The organism is Modestobacter italicus, from assembly GCF_000306785.1.
Taxonomy (GTDB): Bacteria; Actinomycetota; Actinomycetes; order Mycobacteriales; family Geodermatophilaceae; genus Modestobacter; species Modestobacter italicus.
The window spans coordinates 4436236-4453230 of the sequence record NC_017955.1; the positions used below are offsets into that span (position 1 = coordinate 4436236).

A 16995-nucleotide genomic window follows, 5' to 3' on the forward strand; every position below is an offset into this window, starting at 1 on the left:
AGGATCCACCCGTGCCCGACGCCCCCTCGCCGCTGCCCGCCGACCGGTTCCTCAACCGCGAGCTGTCCTGGCTGGACTTCAACAGCCGTGTGCTGGAACTGGCCGAGGACGAGGACCTCCCGCTGCTGGAGCGGGTGAAGTTCCTCTCGATCTTCGCCAGCAACCTCGACGAGTTCTTCATGGTGCGCATCGCCGGGCTCAAGCGCCGGCAGAGCACCGGGCTCAGCGTCCGCTCCCCCGACGGGCTGACCATCCGCGAGCAGCTGGCCCGGGTGACCGAGCGGACCCAGGACCTCGTCCACCGGCACGCCAGCGTCTTCGACAAGGACGTCGTCCCGCGGCTGATGGAGCAGGGCATCCGGATCGTGCACTGGTCCGACCTCGGCGAGGCCGACGCGATGCGGCTGCGCGAGTACTTCCGCGACCAGGTCTTCCCGGTGCTCACCCCGCTGGCCGTCGACCCCGCGCACCCCTTCCCCTACATCAGCGGGCTCTCGCTGAACCTCGCCGTCTCGGTGCGCGACCCGGAGACGGGCGCTCCGCGCTTCGCCCGGGTCAAGGTGCCCAACAACGTGCCCCGGTTCATCCCGGTGGCCGCGGCCGGTGCGGTGCTCCCCGACCGCGAGGCGGTCTTCCTGCCGCTCGAGGACCTCATCGCCGCGCACCTGACCTCGCTGTTCCCCGGCCTCGACGTGATCGACCACCACCTGTTCCGGGTCACCCGCAACGCCGACCTCGAGGTGGAGGAGGACCGCGACGAGGACCTCCTGCAGGCGCTGGAGCGGGAGCTGGCCCAGCGCCGCTTCGGCCCCGCGGTGCGGCTGGAGGTCACCGAGTCCATCGACCCGCAGATCCTCGACGTGCTGGTGCACGAGCTGGAGATCAGCCCCGCCGACGTCGTCTCGGTGCCCGGGCTGCTGGACCTCGCGTCGCTGATGGCGCTCTACGACCTCGACCGGCCCGAGCTCAAGGACGAGCCGTTCGTCCCGGCCACCCACCCGCGGCTGAGCGAGGGCGAGACCCCCAAGAGCGTCTTCGCCACGCTGCGCGAGGGCGACGTGCTCGTCCACCACCCCTACGACTCGTTCGCGACCAGCGTGCAGCGGTTCATCGAGCAGGCCGCGGCCGACCCGAACGTGCTGGCGATCAAGCAGACGCTGTACCGCACCTCCGGCGACTCCCCGATCGTGGCAGCGCTGATCGAGGCCGCCCAGGCCGGCAAGCAGGTCGTCGTCCTGGTGGAGATCAAGGCCCGCTTCGACGAGGAGGCCAACATCAGCTGGGCGCGCTCGCTGGAGCGCGCCGGCTGCCACGTCGTCTACGGGCTGGTCGGCCTGAAGACCCACTGCAAGACCGCGCTGGTGGTCCGGATGGAGAACGGCGTGATCCGCCGGTACTGCCACATCGGCACCGGCAACTACAACCCGAAGACGGCGCGGATCTACGAGGACGTCGGCATCCTGACCGCCGACCCGCGGGTGGGCGCCGACCTCACCGACCTGTTCAACACCCTGACCGGCTACTCCCGGCAGACCACCTACCGGTCGCTGCTGGTCGCCCCGCACAGCATCCGGACCGGGCTGCTGGAGAAGATCCGCCGTGAGGCCCGGCACGCCGGCGAGGGCAAGCCCGCCGGCATCCGGATCAAGGTCAACTCGCTGGTCGACGAGCAGATCATCGACGCCCTCTACGAGGCCTCGGCGGCCGGCGTCCCGGTGGAGCTGGTGATCCGCGGCATCTGCACGCTGCGCCCGGGGGTGCCGGGGCTGAGCGAGAACATCAGGGTGCGCTCGATCGTCGGGCGGTTCCTGGAGCACTCGCGGGTCATCAACTTCGCCAACGCCGGGACGCCGGAGTGGTGGCTGGGCAGCGCCGACCTCATGCACCGCAACCTGGACCGCCGGGTCGAGGTGCTGCTGCGGGTGAACGACCCCGCGGCGCAGCGGCAGCTGCAGCGGGTCTTCGACCTGGACCTGGCGCCGGACGTGCGCAGCTGGCAGCTGGCCGGCGACGCCAGCTGGACCCGCACCGGCGACCGGAACTCGCAGGCGGAGCTGCTCGCCCTGCGGGGTGAGAACGCTGGCTGACCAGGGGGTTCTGATCCCGGCCGCCGGCGGCGCGGTCTGGCGCACGGGCCCGAGCGGGGTGCTGGAGACCGCGCTGGTGCACCGGCCCAAGTACGACGACTGGTCGCTGCCCAAGGGCAAGCTGGACCCGGGCGAGCACCCGCTGGTGGCCGCGGTCCGCGAGGTCCGCGAGGAGACCGGGCTGCAGGTGGCGGTCGGCCGGCGCAGCGTGCAGACCCGCTACGCCCACCGCAGCGGCCCCAAGCGGGTCGACTACTGGGTGATGGAGGCCGTCGGCGGCGCGTTCGCCCCCAACGACGAGGTCGACGAGCTGCGCTGGCTGCCGCTGCCGGAGGCCACCGCGCTGGTCACCCACGCGCACGACCGCGCGGTGCTGGCCGACCTGGCCCGCACCGACGTCCCCCGCACGACCGGGCTGCTGCTGGTGCGGCACGCCACGGCCGGTGACCGGGCGGACTGGGACGGCCCGGACGAGACCCGCCCGCTGGACCGCCGCGGGCGGGCGCAGGCGGCCACCCTGGCCGCGGTGCTGCCCGGCTTCGCTCCCGCCCGGCTGCTGACCGCCCCGCCGGTGCGCTGCCGGGAGACGATGACCCCGCTGGCCGCGGCCACCGGCCTCCCCGTCGGGGAGGTGCCCGAGCTCGGCGAGGAGGCCTACGAGGCCGACCCCCAGGCCGGGCTGGCCGTCGTGCGGCAGCTGCTCGCCGACCCGGCCGGGCCGACCGTGGTCTGCAGCCAGGGCGGGGCCATCCCGTCGGTGCTGCTGGCGCTCGGCGTGCGCTGGCACGACACCGCGGGTGCGTTGTGGCCCCCCTCGGCGAAGGGCAGCGTCTGGGCGCTGGCCGGCCGGCCCGGCGCGCTGGCCGCCGACTACTACCGCGACTTCGCCGCCGACCCCGCCGCCGACCGGCACGCCGCGGACCGGGCGGTCCGGAGCTCGTCGTGACGGTCGGCCGCGACGAGGTCCTCGCCGCGACCGAGCGCGAGCGGCGGGCGGTGGCAGACCTGCTGACCGGGCTGGACGAGGCCCAGCTGGCGACGCCCAGCCTCTGTGCCGGCTGGGACGTGCGCACGGTGGCCGCACACCTGGCGACCGCCCTGGCCGGCACCGACCGGCGGTTCGCCCTGGCCGTGCTGCGCGCCCGCGGCGACCTGCACCGCGCCAACGACGCGCTGGCCCGCGAGGCGGCACGCCGTCCGGTCGGTGACCTGGTCGCCCAGCTGCAGCGCTCCGCCGGCCGGCGGGTCAGCCCGCCGGTGGTGGGCCCGCGGGGCCCGCTCACCGACGTGCTGGTGCACGGCGGGGACATGCGGGTGCCGTTGGGGCTGCCGCACGACCCCGCCGCGGACGGCGTCCGGGCGGCGCTGCAGTTCGTGACCGGCGGACGCCCGGTCGGCTTCGTGCCCCGCGGCCGGCTCGCGGGCCTCCGGCTGGTGGCCGAGGACCTCGGGACGACCTCGGGCGAGGGCGCGGAGGTGCGCGGCCGCGGCATCGACCTGCTGATGGCGGTGTGCGGACGCCGCGCCCTGCTGCACGCCCTGCGCGGCCCCGGGGTGCCCGTGCTGGCCCGGCGGCTCGCCGCAGGCTAGGCGGGCAGGGCCGGCAACGACCGCGGCAGCCAGGCCGGGCGCTGCGCCTCGAACGCGGTGATGTCGTCCAGGTGCCGCTCGGTGAGGCCGACGTCGTCCAGGCCCTCCAGCAGACGCCAGCGGGTGTACGGGTCGATCTGGAACGGGACGGTGACGTCGCCGTAGGTGACCTGCTCGGCCTGCAGGTCGACGGTGACCGGCAGCGCCGGGTCGGCCTCGACCGCCGCCCACAGCGCCTCCACGTCGGCCTCGGGCAGGACGACGGTGAGCAGCCCGGCCTTGGTCGAGTTGTTGCGGAAGATGTCGGCGAACCGCGGGCTGATGACCACCCGGAAGCCGCCGTCCAGCAGCGCCCAGTTGGCGTGCTCGCGGGAGGACCCGGTGCCGAAGTCGGGGCCGGCCACCAGGATCGAGGCGCCGGCGTACTGCGGCTGGTTGAGCACGAAGTCCGGCTCGCCTGCCCGCCAGGCCACGAACAGCCCGTCCTCGAAGCCGGTGCGGGTGATCCGCTTGAGGTACTCGGCCGGGATGATCTGGTCGGTGTCGACGTTGCTGCGGCGCAGCGGGGCGGCGGTGCCGGTGTGCGTGGTGAAGGCGTCCATGGCGGTCAGACTCCAGCCGTCTCGAGGTCGGCGGGGGCGGTGAGCCTGCCGGTCAGCGCGGTGGCCGCGGCGACGGCCGGGGACACCAGGTGGGTGCGCCCGCCCTTGCCCTGGCGGCCCTGGAAGTTGCGGTTGCTGGTGGACGCCGAGCGCTCCCCCGGCTTCAGCTGGTCGGGGTTCATGCCCAGGCACATCGAGCAGCCCGCGCCGCGCCACTCGGCCCCGGCGTCGATGAACACCCGGTCCAGGCCCTCGGCCTCGGCCTGCTGCTTCACCGCGACCGAACCCGGGACGACGAGCATCCGGGTGGAGGCGTCGACGTGCTTGCCGGCCAGCAGCGCGGCGGCGACCCGGAGGTCCTCGATCCGGCCGTTGGTGCAGGACCCGAGGAAGACGGTGTCGACCTCGATCTCGCGCAGCGGGGTGCCGGCGGTGAGGCCCATGTAGGCCAGCGCGGACTCGGCGGCCTGCCGCTCGTTCTCGTCGGCGATCTGCGCCGGGTCGGGCACGCTCCCGCCGATCGGCAGCCCCTGGCCGGGGTTGGTGCCCCAGGTGACGTAGGGGGTCAGCGACGCCCCGTCGATGTGCACCTCGCGGTCGAAGACGGCGTCGGGGTCGGTGCGCAGCGTCGACCAGTGCGCGACCGCGGCGTCCCAGTCCGCGCCCTGCGGGGCGTGCGGGCGGCCCTGCAGGAAGTCGAAGGTGGTCTGGTCGGGGGCGATGAGCCCGGCCCGGGCACCGGCCTCGATCGACATGTTGCAGATCGTCATGCGGGCCTCCATCGACAGCGCCTCGATCGCGCTGCCGCGGTACTCGATGACGTGGCCCTGGCCGCCGCCGGTGCCGATCTGGGCGATGACGGCCAGGATGACGTCCTTGGCCGAGACGCCCGCGGGCAGCTCGCCGTCGACGGTGACCGACATCTGCTTCGCCGGGTACTGCGGCAGCGTCTGGGTGGCCAGCACGTGCTCGACCTCGCTGGTGCCGATGCCGAAGGCCAGCGCGCCGAACGCGCCGTGCGTGGAGGTGTGGCTGTCGCCGCAGACGATGGTCATGCCGGGCTGGGTCAGGCCGAGCTGCGGGCCGATGACGTGCACGATGCCCTGGTCGCGGTCGCCCATGGGGGCCAGCCGGATGCCGAACTCCGCGGCGTTGCGGCGCAGCGCCTCCACCTGGGCCCGGCTGACCGGGTCGGCGATCGGGCTGAGGATGTCCAGCGTCGGGACGTTGTGGTCCTCGGTGGCCATGGTGAGGTCCGGCCGGCGCACCTGGCGCCCGGCCGCCCGCAGCCCGTCGAAGGCCTGCGGGCTGGTCACCTCGTGCACCAGGTGCAGGTCGATGTAGAGGAGGTCGGGCTCCCCGGCCGTCCGCCGGACGACGTGGGACTCGTACACCTTCTGCGCCAGGGTCTGGCCCATGGGAGCTCCTCCTCGTTGCCATCTCATACAGTGAGATGAGAGTATTGCTACGTGGGACAGCCTAACCCCGTTGCGGTGCTGGACAAAGCCGTGGCCATCCTCCGCGCCGTCGCCGACGAACCGGCGAGCCTGGCCGAGCTGGTCACGCGCACCGAGCTGCCCCGCGCCACCGCGCACCGGCTCGCGACGGCGCTGGAGGCGCACCGCCTGCTGCGGCGCACGTCGGCCGGCGCCTGGGCCCCCGGTCCGGCGCTCGCCGAGCTCGGCCGCGGCGGTGCCGACCTGTCCGAGCTCGCCGGCCGGCACCTCAGCGCGCTGCGCGACGCCACCGGTGAGAGCGCCCAGTTCTACGTGCGCGACGGCGGCAGCCGGATCTGCATCGCCGCCGCCGAGCGGACCTCCGGGCTGCGCGACACGGTGCCCGTCGGCGCCCGGCTGCCGTTGACCGCGGGCTCGGCCGCGCACGCGCTGCTCGCCTTCGCCCCGGCCGACGAGGTCACCCCGCTGCTGCCGTCGGCGAGCTTCACCGCCCGCACGCTGCTCGACGTCCGCCGCCGCGGCTGGGCGCACAGCGTCGCCGAGCGGGAGGCCGGCGTGGCGTCGCTGTCCGCGCCGGTGCGGGACGGCGCCGGCGGCGTGCTGGGTGCGGTGTCGATCTCCGGCCCGGTCGAGCGGCTCGGCCGGCGGCCGAGCCCGGAGGTGGTCACCGCCGTGCTCGAGGCCGCGGTCGCCATCTCCCGGGCCACCCGCTGAGAAGGCCCCCGCCTCAGGCCACCTCGCAGGGGCCCGCCGCGAGCTCGCGAGTGGCGGGGGGCGAGGTGGTCCTTCGTCAGTGCTGGGTGAGGTCCGAGCCGTCGCTCGTGCCCTCGTCCTTCTCCTTCTCCAGCGCGACCGGGTCGACGACGACCGGGCGGAGCACCAGCCACACCGCGAACACCACGGCCACGATGATCATCACGATCCCGGACCAGAGGTTCGCGTTCCAGTCGCCGGTCTTGGCGCGGTCCTCGGCGTTGTCGGCGAACAGCCCCATGATCGTCAGGACGATCCCGTACAGGCCGATCAGTCCGGCGATCACCGTGCGGACGTCGTAGGCCCCCGCCGTGTGCTTGCGGGCCTCCGCCGGCACGCGGCCTGCGTCGTCCGAGTCGTTCGCTGCGGCGTTCGATGCCGTGCTCATGTCCTGCTCCTCTCGGGAACGCTGGCGGTGGTCAGCGGAAGATCACGTTCAGGATGACGACCAGCACCAGGGAGATGCCGGCCAGCTTGGTGGGCGACTGGTACCAAGGCAGCAGGTGGGCGTCGGGGTCGGTGCGCTGCTCCTTCGGGGTCTCGGAGTAGACCAGCCCGACCAGCTCGGAGACCGGCTTGGGCGCGGTCACCATGGTGACCACCACGCTCACGGCGATGTCGACGACGAACGCGGCACCGGCGGCGACGAAGCTGGCGCCCTGGCCGCTGAGCCCGATGACCCCGAGGGACGCCGAGCCGAAGGCGTCCTCGCTGAGGAAGGCGACGGCGACGGCGGCCAGGGTGCCGGACACCAGGCCGGTCCAACCGGCCGTCGGGGTCATCTTCTTCCAGAACATGCCCAGGATGAACGTGGCGAACAGCGGGGCGTTGAAGAAGCCGAACAGCGTCTGCAGGTAGTCCATCAGGTTGCTGTAGCCCGAGGCGATGATCGCGGTGAAGATCGCCAGCACCGTCGCGCCGACCGTGGCCAGCCGGCCCACCAGCAGGTAGTAGGCGTCGGGCCGGTCCTTCTTCACGTACTGCTGCCACAGGTCGTAGCTGAAGACGGTGTTGAAGGCGGAGATGTTCGCCGCCATGCCGGCCATGAAGGCGGCCAGCAGGCCGGCGATCGCCACCCCGAGCAGGCCGTTGGGCAGCACCTCCTCCATCAGCATCAGGATGGAGTTGTTGTAGTCGACCGTGCCGCCCGACGCCTTGGCCTCGCTGATCGAGGGGATCAGCACCGCGGCGATCATGCCCGGGACGATGACGATGAACGGGATGAACATCTTCGGGAACGAACCGATGATCGGCGTGCTCCGGGCCGCGGACAGCGACTTGGTCGCCATCGCCCGCTGCACCTCGACGAAGTTCGTCGTCCAGTAGCCGAAGGAGAGCACGAAGCCCAGGCCGAAGACGATGCCGATGACCGACAGCACGGGGTTGTCGATCGCCGACAGGCCGGTGCCCGGCCAGGACCGCAGCTGCTCGTCGCCACCGGTCGTCGCCTCGATCTTGTCGACCAGGCCGCCGATGCCCCCCACCCGGTGCAGACCGATCAGGGTCAGCGGCAGCAACGCGGCGACGATGACGAAGAACTGCAGGACCTCGTTGTAGATGGCCGCCGACAGCCCACCGAGGGTGATGTAGCTGAGCACGATCGCCGCGGCGACGAGCAGCCCCAGCCACAGCGGCCAGCCCAGCAGCGCGTTCACGACCGTGGCCAGCAGGTACAGGTTGATGCCGGCGATCAGCAGCTGGGCCAGCGCGAAGCTCAGCGCGTTCACCAGGTGGGCGCCGGTGCCGAACCGGCGGCGCATGAACTCCGGGACGCTGCGCACCTTGGAGCCGTAGTAGAAGGGCATCATCACGACGCCCAGGAACAGCATCGCGGGGACGGCGCCGATCCAGAAGTAGTGGAACGTGGCCATGCCGAACTGGGCACCGTTGGCCGACATGCCGATGATCTCGACGGCGCCCAGGTTGGCCGAGATGAACGCCAGCCCGGTGACCCAAGCCGGCAGCGAGCGCCCGGAGAGGAAGAAGTCGAGGCTGTCGCTGACCCGGCGGCGGGCGGCCAGGCCGATGAGCAGGACGACGGCGAAGTAGGCGATGACGAGCCCGTAGTCGACGGCGTTGGCGTCGAGGCGCAGGGTGTCGTCCGCGGCGAGGACCACCGGGGTTCCCTCCAGGTTCCAGAGTTCGGGCCCCGGTCCGGATCGGGCCGGGAACCCCTGCCTGCCGTCAGGCGGGGCACGGTGGTGCGGCGCGATGATCAGCTACGGGAAGCTAGCACCGTCCGGCCGGTCGCACATTCCGTTGGTCACCGCAACGAGCGGCCGAAGTGAGCGAGAACACGAGAGCCCCCGACCCGGGTGGGTCGGGGGCTCTCGCCCGGTGTAGCCCCGAAGGGATTCGAACCCTCGCTACCGCCGTGAGAGGGCGGCGTCCTGGGCCGCTAGACGACGGGGCCGCAACTGCACAGGGAATCCTGCCATGCACCGCCGAGCCGCGCACGCAGGGGTCCGGGGACGACGAGAGCCCCCGACCCGGGTGGGTCGGGGGCTCTCGGACCGCGTAGCCCCGAAGGGATTCGAACCCTCGCTACCGCCGTGAGAGGGCGGCGTCCTGGGCCGCTAGACGACGGGGCCCCAGGCAGTGCTGGTGGTGCTCGGTGGTGCTGTGGTGCGGTCGTGCTGAGGAGGTGGATCTTCCTCGCTGGGGTACCAGGACTCGAACCTAGACTAACGGAACCAGAAACCGTCGGGCTGCCAATTACCCCATACCCCAAGGCAGTTCAGCACCTTTCGGCGCCGGGAGAGAACTGTACCTGATGCCGTGGAGGTGCCTCACGGACCCCCCTCCCCGCGCGTCACCGCCAGGCGGGCGGCGGCCCCGGCAGCCAGCCGGAAGGGCCCCCGGGGCGCCCACCGACGGGCCCGGTGCTCGGCCCGGTGCCCGGACGGAGGTCCACCGCGGGGCTGAGCAGCTCCGGCCGCAGCTGCGCCCGGGAGCGGGCCAGCCACCAGACGAACGCGGCCATGCCGAGGACGCCGAGCAGGCTGGTCGCCCAGCCGACGACGCCGCCGGGCTCGGCGGCGGCCGCGCGGTCGCCGAGCGCGCCGGCCAGCAGGAAGAGCACCACGTTGTTGACCGCGTGCAGCGCGATGGAGGCCTCCAGCCCGCCGGTCAGCCAGACGGCCGCGGACAGCGCGAGCCCGATCGCGAAGCGGTAGAGGAAACTCTGGAGGTCCTGCTGGCCGTGGGCGGCGGAGAAGAGCGCCGCCGACACCACCCCGGCGACCGCGGCGCCGACCACCGGGCGCCCGATCCAGCCGGCGATGGTCTGGCTCAGGTACCCGCGGAAGACGTACTCCTCCGCAGCCGCCTGCAGCGGCGTGGTGGTGAGGACGACCAGCAGCATCCACCCGAACGACGGGCCCGGTCCGGTGACGTCGACGCCGGTGGCGACCACCGCGACGACCAGGCCGAGGGCCACCGCCACCCCGAGGGTGGCCAGCGCCCGCAGGGTCGTGGGCAGGAACAGCCGCCAGCGCAGCCGCCCGAGCACGGAGGAGGACCAGCCGATGCGCAGCCCGTGCGGGACCAGCCAGCACACCCAGACGATCGGGATGGCGACGATGAGCGAGAGGTTGGTGACCAGCAGCACGGCGACGTCGGTGAGGTCGGCCAGCGCCAGGTCGGGCACCACCCCGGTGACCAGCACCACGATGACCAGCACGAACGCGGCCACCGAGTACAGCACGGTGAACAGCAGGAACCCGAGCAGCGGGCGCCACCACGCCCAGTCCCGGGCGCGCATGAGCAGCGCGTAGGGCTGCGGGGTGTCGAACGGCGGGGCGCCGGGCGGGGTGACCGCCCGGGCCGGTCCGGGGACGGGCGGCGGCCCGGCCCACGGCGCTTTACCCCAGGGCTGCGGACCCCACGGCGGGGCTCCCCAGGGCTGGGCGCCCCACGGCGGGCCGGGGACGCCGACGGGCACCCGGGGCGGCGCACCGTAGCGGCCGGTCGGCGGCGGACCGCCGTACGGCTGCTCCGGAGGCGGCGCGCCCCAGCCCCCCGCGGTCATCCGGTCGCTGCCCCGCGGGCGGCCGCGAGCCGGGCCAGCGTGCGCTCCCGGCCCAGCAGCTCCATCGACTCGTACAGCGGCGGCGACACCGTGCGACCGCTGACGGCGACCCGGACCGGACCGAAGGCCTGCCGCGGCTTGCGGCCCAGGCCCTCGACGAGGGCCTCCTTGAGCGCGGTCTCGATGTCCGGCGTCGTCCACTCCGGCAGCGCCTGCAGCGCCGCGGTGGCGGCGTCGAGCACCTCACCGGCGCCGGCCCCGAGCTGCTTCTCGGCGGCGGCCGGCTCGATCTCGACGTCCTCGGTGAACAGGAAGCCGAGCAGCCCGACCGCGTCGGACAGCACGATCATCCGCTCCTGGGCCAGCGGCGCGATCTGCGCGAGCAGCGCGGCCTGCTCCGCGGTGGGCGGGTCGGCGACCAGCCCGGCACCGGCCAGGTGGGGGGTGACCCGGGTGATGAACTCCTCGACCGGCAGCGCCCGCAGGTGCGTGGCGTTGATCGCCTCGGCCTTCTTCAGGTCGAAGCGGGCCGGGTTGGCACTGACCCGGGTGACGTCGAAGGCCTCGACGAGCTCGGCCGGGGAGAACACATCCCGGTCCTCGGCGATGGACCAGCCCAGCAGGGCCAGGTAGTTGGTCAGCCCCTCGGGCAGGAAGCCGCGCTCGGGGTAGACGTCGAAGTTGGCCTGCGGGTCGCGCTTGGAGAGCTTCTTGGTGCCCTCGCCCATGACGTAGGGCAGGTGGCCGAACCGCGGGGTGCCGGCGGCGACGCCGATGTCGGTGAGCGCCGCGTAGAGCGCGAGCTGGCGCGGGGTGGAGGGCAGCAGGTCCTCACCGCGCAGCACGTCGGTGATGCCCATGAGGGCGTCGTCGACCGGGTTCACGAACGGGTAGAGCGGGGCGCCGTTGCCGCGGACCAGCACGAAGTCCGGCACCGACCCCGCCGCGAAGCTGACCTCACCGCGGACCAGGTCGGTCCAGCCCAGCGCCTCGTCGGGCATCCGCAGCCGCAGCACGGGCTGGCGCCCCTCGTCCCGGAACGCGGCCTTCTGCGCGTCGGTGAGGAACCGGTCGGCGTTGTCGTAGCCGAGCTTGGGGTCCTGCCCGGCGGCCCGCCGGCGGGCGTCGACCTCCTCGTTGGTCGAGTAGGACTCGTAGGCGTGCCCGGACTCGAGCAGCCGCGCTGCGACGTCGCGGTAGACCTCGTGCCGCTCGGACTGCCGGTAGGGCCCGTGCGGGCCGCCGACCTCGGGGCCCTCGTCCCAGTCGATGCCCAGCCAGCGCAGGCTGTCCAGCAGGTGCCGGTAGGACTCCTCGGAGTCGCGCGAGGCGTCGGTGTCCTCGATCCGGAACACCAGCTGCCCGCCGGTGTGCCGGGCGTGCGCCCAGTTGAACAGCGCGGTACGCATCAGCCCGACGTGCACCATGCCGGTCGGCGAGGGGCAGAACCGGGTCCGGACGATGCCCGGCTCGACCTGCGGAGCCGTCATCGGTTGCCCCCTGCGGTGGAGACCCGGTCGGCGCCGGCGACGGAGTTGGTGAGCGTGCCCAGGCCCTCGATCGTGCACTCGACCCGCTGCCCGGGGGCGATCGGCCCGACACCGGACGGCGTGCCGGTGAGCACCACGTCGCCGGGCAGCAGCGTCATCACCTGGGAGATGTAGGAGATGAGCGTGGGCAGCCCGAACAGCAGCTGGCTGGTGCGGCCGGACTGGCGCAGCTCGCCGTCGACGTGGCAGGTGATCTCGAGGTCGGCCGGGTCCTTGCCCAGCCCGGCCAGGTCGGTCTCGATCCACGGCCCCAGCGGGCAGAAGGAGTCGAAGCCCTTGGCCCGGGTCCACTGGCCGTCGCTCTTCTGCATGTCGCGCTCGGAGACGTCGTTGCCGATCGTGTAGCCGAAGACGCTGGCCATCGCCTGCTCCGGGGTGACCGACCGCGCTCCGCGGGCGCCGATGACGACGGCGAGCTCGACCTCGTGGTGCACGTTGGTGCTGCCGGCCGGGATGCGGATGGCGTCGCCGGGCCCGATGACCGAGGTGGAGGGCTTGAGGAAGATCAGCGGCTCCTTCGGCGCGTCGCCGGTGGCCATCTCCTTGACGTGGTCGGCGTAGTTCTTCCCGACGCCCACCACCTTGCTGGGCAGGATCGGGGAGAGCAGCCGGACGTCGGCGGCGGCGTACCGCTGGCCGGTGAAGGTGATCTGGCCGAAGGGGTGGCCCTCGATCTGGGCGACCTGGCCGTCCCCGTCGAGGACCCCGAAGGACATGCCGGCTGGGTGGGCGAAGCGGACGATGCGCACGTGGCCACGGTAGTCGCGACGGCGCTAGCGTTCGGCATGGCCGCCCGGATCACCGAACTCGTCCTCGACTGCCGCGACCCGGCCTCGCTCGCCGCCTGGTGGGCGGAGGTGCTGGGCTACGAGGTGCTCGGCACCGAGGACGACGGATCGGTGGAGATCGGCCCGCCCGGGCAGGAGCCGAAGGGCGCCGTCCCGACGATCGTCTTCGGGCCGGTCTCCGAGCCCACCCCGGGCAAGCTCCGGCTGCACCTGGACCTCAACGCCACCGACCGCGACCAGGACGCCGAGCTGCAGCGGCTGCTGTCCCTCGGCGCCACCCGGGTCGACGTCGGCCAGGGCCCGCTGAGCGACACGATGACCTGGCACGTCCTCGCCGACCCCGAGGGCAACGAGTTCTGCCTGCTGAAGAGCAGGGTCGACCCGCTCTGACCGGGCGATGTGCCGGTACGGACCGCCGGAACGGCGGGTGGCCCGGTCGCGGGGCCCGGAGGGTCCCCGACCGGGACACGGCCAACGGCTCAGCGCAGGCAGGGAACGGCTCCTGGCCGCGGTGCGGCCCGAAGGGTCGCCATGTCACCGCCGGAACGGCGGGTGGCCCGGTCGCGGGGCCCGGAGGGTCCCCGACCGGGACACGGCCAACGGCTCAACGCCGATCGGGCACGGCTCCTGGCCGCGGTGCGGCCCGAAGGGTCGCCATCGTCACAGCCGATGACGGACGGCATACGTCAGGGCGTCGACGAGGGCGTGCCAGGAGGCCTCGACGATGTTGTCGTGGACGCCGACGGTGGTCCACTCTCCCGCCCCGTCGGTGCTGTCGACGAGCACCCGGGTGGTGGCGCTGGTGCCGCCCGTCCAGCCGAGGATGCGGACCTTGTAGTCGGCCAGCGAGACGCCGGCCAGCTGCGGGTAGCGGCCGACGAGCGCCTGGCGCAGGGCGTTGTCCAGCGCGTTGACCGGGCCGTTGCCCTCGCCGGTGCTGATCACCCGCTCCGTCGTCCCGTCGTCGTTGCGCAGGTGCACCTTGACGGTGGCCTCGCTGACCACCACGCCGTTGCCCCAGTGCTCGACGGAGCTCCGGTAGCTCTCCAGCTCGAAGAGCGGCTCGGGGGCGCCGGGCAGCTGGGCGCGCAGCAGCAGCTCGAAGGAGGCGTCGGCGGCCTCGAAGGACCAGCCGTCGGCCTCCAGCACCTTCACCTGGTCCACGACCCGGCCGATGGCGTCGGCCTGCCCGGCGAGGTCGACCCCGAGCTCGCGGCCCTTGAGCTCGATGGAGGCCCGGCCGGCCATCTCGGTGACCAGGATGCGCATGTCGTTGCCGACGACCTCCGGCGCGAGGTGGTTGTACAGCTCCGGGCTGACCTTGATGGCGCTGGCGTGCAGCCCGGCCTTGTGCGCGAACGCCGAGGCGCCGACGAAGGGCTGGTGGTCGTCGGGGGCGATGTTGGCCAGCTCGGCGATGGCGTGGCTGACCCGCTTGAGCTCGGGCAGGCACCCGGCCGGCACGACCGGCAGCCCCATCTTGGTGACCAGGTTGCCGACCAGCGCGAACGTGTCGGCGTTGCCGGCCCGCTCGCCGTAGCCGTTGGCGGTGCCCTGGACGTGGGTGACCCCGGCCTCGACGGCGGCCAGCGTGTTGGCCACCGCGCAGCCGGTGTCGTCCTGGCAGTGGATCCCCAGCCGGCCGCTGGTGCGGGCGCGGACGTCGGCGACGACCCGGCCCACGCCCATCGGCAGCATCCCGCCGTTGGTGTCGCACAGGACGCCGACCTCGGCGCCGGCGGCGAACGCCGTCTCCAGCACCTGGACGCCGTACTGCGGGTCCGCGGCGTAGCCGTCGAAGAAGTGCTCGCAGTCGACGAAGACCCGGCGTCCGTGCGCCACGAGGAAGGCGACCGTGTCGGCGACCATCGCCAGGTTCTCCTCCAGCGTGGTGCGCAGCGCCTCGCGCACGTGCCGGACGTCGGACTTGGCGACCAGGCACACCACCGGGGTCTCCGCGTCGAGCAGCGCCCGGACCTGCGGGTCGTCCTCGACCCGGACGCCGGCCTTGCGGGTGGCCCCGAAGGCGACCAGCTGGGCGTGCCGCAGCTGCAGCTCGGTGCGGGCCCGGGCGAAGAACTCGGTGTCCTTGGGCAGGGCTCCCGGCCAGCCGCCCTCGATGAAGCCGACGCCGATCTCGTCGAGCAGCCGGGCGACGGCGAGCTTGTCGGCGACCGACCAGCTCACCCCCTCGCGCTGAGCCCCGTCGCGCAGGGTCGTGTCGAAGACGTGGAAGTCCAGCTCGGTGGTGGCGTCGGCCACGGCGTCTCCCGGGAGGTCGGATGAGGGCCCAGACACGAAAAAACCTCCCGGGTCACGGGAGGTTGCGCGCAGTCGGGGAGGTGACTGCGCGCTAGCTGATGATGATCGTGCGGGTGGCGTCCATCGCGCCCAGTACAGCACGGAACCGCCGCCGGTGGAACGCCTCGTCCGCTGCGTGGGACGCGGTAATCCGGCTGACGGCCGGTGGCGGGCCGGGGCACGATGCGGGCCGACCCCGAGGAGGACCGGTGACCAGCACCTGGCGGGCCGTGCACCGCACGGACGACGGCGAGCACGTGGGATACGTCGCGCCTGCGTCCGTGGACGGCGGGCTCGTGGTCCCGATGACGCTGGCCGGCACCCCTGCGGCGGGGCCGCTGCCGGTCGCGGACGCCACCGCGCTGCTCACCGGCACCGGTCTGGCCGTGCTGGCCAGCCGCTGGTGGTGCCGGCTGCCGGACCCGCTGCCCGCCGGCGTCACCGACGCCCACCGGCCGTCCGCGGACTGGCCGTGGCGGCCCACCGTGCTGGTCGAGGTCTCGCCGCGGCAGGTGCAGCTGCGCCCCGAGTGGGCCGCCCCGGAAGAGCAGACCGCCCGGGCCGTGCTCCCCTTCCCCGCCGGCGACCTGCTGCGCACCACCGCCCCCGGCTGACGTGCTGGAACGGCCCCGCTGCAGGGGCCCGCGCCGAGCGTGGTGACGTGCTGGAACGGCCCCCTTCCAGGGTCCCGCCACGAGCTTGCGAGTGGTGGGGAGGAAGGGGGTCCTTCCTCAGCCGGAGAGGGCGGCCAGCCGGTCGCCGATCTCCGAGGTGCGGATGGTGGCCTTCGGGTCGCGGGTGGACAGGTCGAAGGCGACGGCGGCGTTGACCTTCTTGGCCAGCTCCGGGCGGCCGAGGTGGTCCAGCAGCAGGCCGACCGACAGCACGGTGGCCGTCGGGTCGGCGATGCCCTGCCCGGCGATGTCCGGAGCGGAGCCGTGCACCGGCTCGAACATGCTCGGGTTGGTGCCGGAGACGTCGAGGTTGCCGCTGGCGGCCATCCCGATCCCACCGGTCACGGCGGCGGCCACGTCGGTGATGATGTCGCCGAACAGGTTGTCGGTGACGATCACGTCGTACCGCGACGGGTCGGTGATGAAGAACATCGTGGCCGCGTCGACGTGCTGGTAGGCGACGGTGACCTCGGGGAACTCCGCGGAGACCTCCTCCACCGTGCGCGACCACAGCGACCCGGCGTGGGTGAGCACGTTGGTCTTGTGGATCAGCGTGAGGTGCTTGCGCGGGCGGGCGACGGCCCGCTCGAAGGCGTAGCGGACCACGCGCTCCACCCCGAAGGCGGTGTTGAGGCTGACCTCGGTGGCGATCTCGTGCGGGGTGTCCCGGCGGAGCACCCCGCCGTTGCCGACGTAGGGGCCCTCGGTGCCCTCGCGGACGCAGAGCATGTCGATCTCGCCGGGCCGGGCGAGCGGGCTGCGCACGCCGTCGTAGAGCTTGGCCGGGCGCAGGTTGACGTGGTGGTCGAGCTCGAAGCGGAGCTTGAGCAGCAGGCCGCGCTCGAGGATGCCGCTGGGCACCCCGGGGTCGCCGACGGCGCCGAGCAGGATGGCGTCGTGCTGGCGCAGCTCGTCGAGCACCGAGTCCGGCAGCAGCTCGCCGGTGCGGTGCCACCGCGCCGCCCCCAGGTCGTACGGGGTGGCCTCGACGTCCGGGGCCACGGCCCGCAGGACCTTGAGGCCCTCCGCCACCACCTCGGGACCGATGCCGTCTCCAGGGACCACTGCCAGGCGCATGAGGCCAGAGGTTAGTGGTCGACCGCTCCCCTCCCCGCACCCGTACACGCCGGACGCCCCCCGCGAGGTGCTCGCGAGGGGCGTCC

Annotated in this window: 15 protein-coding genes and 3 tRNA genes; 6 read left to right on the forward strand and 12 right to left on the reverse strand. The window is 73.3% G+C overall.

Features of this window, described 5'->3' with window-relative positions; genetic code table 11:
- Window positions 1–11 precede the first annotated feature (11 nt).
- The 3 genes from MODMU_RS21045 to MODMU_RS21055 are packed head-to-tail and all read left to right on the forward strand — an operon-like array spanning window position 12 to window position 3677.
- Window positions 12–2087 (forward strand): RNA degradosome polyphosphate kinase, encoded by a 2076-nt coding sequence (locus MODMU_RS21045; protein ID WP_014742407.1) that lies wholly within the window; start codon window positions 12–14, stop codon window positions 2085–2087.
- Window positions 2071–3033 carry an NUDIX hydrolase gene (locus tag MODMU_RS21050; protein WP_014742408.1) on the forward strand — a complete coding sequence of 321 codons (963 nt, stop codon included), beginning with the start codon at window positions 2071–2073 and terminating at the stop codon, window positions 3031–3033. The genes MODMU_RS21045 and MODMU_RS21050 overlap by 17 nt, the downstream gene beginning before the upstream one ends.
- Window positions 3030–3677 (forward strand): maleylpyruvate isomerase family mycothiol-dependent enzyme, encoded by a 648-nt coding sequence (locus MODMU_RS21055; protein ID WP_014742409.1) that lies wholly within the window; start codon window positions 3030–3032, stop codon window positions 3675–3677. The genes MODMU_RS21050 and MODMU_RS21055 overlap by 4 nt, the downstream gene beginning before the upstream one ends.
- Here the strand turns inward: MODMU_RS21055 and leuD are convergent.
- Together leuD and leuC are read right to left on the reverse strand one after the other, a co-directional pair.
- On the reverse strand, window positions 3674–4279 hold the full coding sequence (gene leuD, locus MODMU_RS21060) for a 3-isopropylmalate dehydratase small subunit (RefSeq protein ID WP_014742410.1): 606 nt from the start codon (window positions 4277–4279) through the stop codon (window positions 3674–3676). The genes MODMU_RS21055 and leuD overlap by 4 nt on opposite strands.
- Window positions 4280–4284: 5 nt before the next feature.
- A complete protein-coding gene (leuC, locus tag MODMU_RS21065; protein ID WP_014742411.1) occupies window positions 4285–5697 on the reverse strand; it encodes a 3-isopropylmalate dehydratase large subunit in 1413 nt (470 codons plus the stop codon).
- Between the two features lie 51 nt (window positions 5698–5748).
- On the opposite strand from leuC, the gene MODMU_RS21070 reads away from it, so the two are divergent.
- Entirely contained in the window at window positions 5749–6450 is a 702-nt protein-coding gene (locus tag MODMU_RS21070) for an IclR family transcriptional regulator (RefSeq protein ID WP_014742412.1), read from the forward strand.
- A 76-nt stretch (window positions 6451–6526) separates the two neighbouring features.
- Here the strand turns inward: MODMU_RS21070 and MODMU_RS21075 are convergent, their stop codons facing one another.
- From MODMU_RS21075 to MODMU_RS21110, 8 genes are all read right to left on the reverse strand, one after another.
- Window positions 6527–6877, reverse strand: a complete 351-nt coding sequence (locus MODMU_RS21075; RefSeq protein ID WP_014742413.1) for a hypothetical protein — start codon at window positions 6875–6877, stop codon at window positions 6527–6529.
- Between the two features lie 31 nt (window positions 6878–6908).
- Window positions 6909–8606 carry a sodium:solute symporter family protein gene (locus MODMU_RS21080; RefSeq protein WP_014742414.1) on the reverse strand — a complete coding sequence of 566 codons (1698 nt, stop codon included), beginning with the start codon at window positions 8604–8606 and terminating at the stop codon, window positions 6909–6911.
- A gap of 223 nt (window positions 8607–8829) precedes the next feature.
- A tRNA-Glu gene (locus tag MODMU_RS21085) sits at window positions 8830–8902 on the reverse strand.
- Window positions 8903–9007: 105 nt separating this feature from the next.
- Window positions 9008–9080, reverse strand: a tRNA-Glu gene (locus MODMU_RS21090).
- 67 nt (window positions 9081–9147) lie between these two features.
- Window positions 9148–9219, reverse strand: a tRNA-Gln gene (locus MODMU_RS21095).
- Window positions 9220–9301: 82 nt separating this feature from the next.
- Complete coding sequence (locus MODMU_RS21100; RefSeq protein WP_166503570.1) at window positions 9302–10252, reverse strand: CPBP family intramembrane glutamic endopeptidase; 951 nt, start codon at window positions 10250–10252, stop codon at window positions 9302–9304.
- Window positions 10253–10515: 263 nt separating this feature from the next.
- Window positions 10516–12009, reverse strand: coding sequence for a glutamate--tRNA ligase (gene gltX / locus MODMU_RS21105; protein WP_014742416.1), 1494 nt, complete (start codon window positions 12007–12009; stop codon window positions 10516–10518).
- Window positions 12006–12818 carry a fumarylacetoacetate hydrolase family protein gene (locus MODMU_RS21110; protein ID WP_014742417.1) on the reverse strand — a complete coding sequence of 271 codons (813 nt, stop codon included), beginning with the start codon at window positions 12816–12818 and terminating at the stop codon, window positions 12006–12008. Before MODMU_RS21110 ends, gltX begins: the two co-directional genes overlap by 4 nt.
- On the opposite strand from MODMU_RS21110, the gene MODMU_RS21115 reads away from it, so the two are divergent.
- Window positions 12819–13247, forward strand: coding sequence for a VOC family protein (locus tag MODMU_RS21115; protein WP_014742418.1), 429 nt, complete (start codon window positions 12819–12821; stop codon window positions 13245–13247). It begins immediately after the preceding gene.
- 270 nt (window positions 13248–13517) lie between these two features.
- On the opposite strand, the gene cimA is transcribed toward MODMU_RS21115, so the two are convergent.
- Window positions 13518–15119, reverse strand: a complete 1602-nt coding sequence (cimA, locus tag MODMU_RS21120; protein WP_231851695.1) for a citramalate synthase — start codon at window positions 15117–15119, stop codon at window positions 13518–13520.
- Between the two features lie 248 nt (window positions 15120–15367).
- On the opposite strand from cimA, the gene MODMU_RS27315 reads away from it, so the two are divergent.
- Entirely contained in the window at window positions 15368–15772 is a 405-nt protein-coding gene (locus MODMU_RS27315; RefSeq protein ID WP_014742420.1) for a hypothetical protein, read from the forward strand.
- A 117-nt stretch (window positions 15773–15889) separates the two neighbouring features.
- Here the strand turns inward: MODMU_RS27315 and MODMU_RS21130 are convergent, their stop codons facing one another.
- The gene (locus MODMU_RS21130) at window positions 15890–16909 is read right to left on the reverse strand and encodes a 3-isopropylmalate dehydrogenase (RefSeq protein ID WP_014742421.1); all 1020 of its coding nucleotides are present in this window, start codon (window positions 16907–16909) and stop codon (window positions 15890–15892) included.
- Window positions 16910–16995 lie beyond the last annotated feature (86 nt).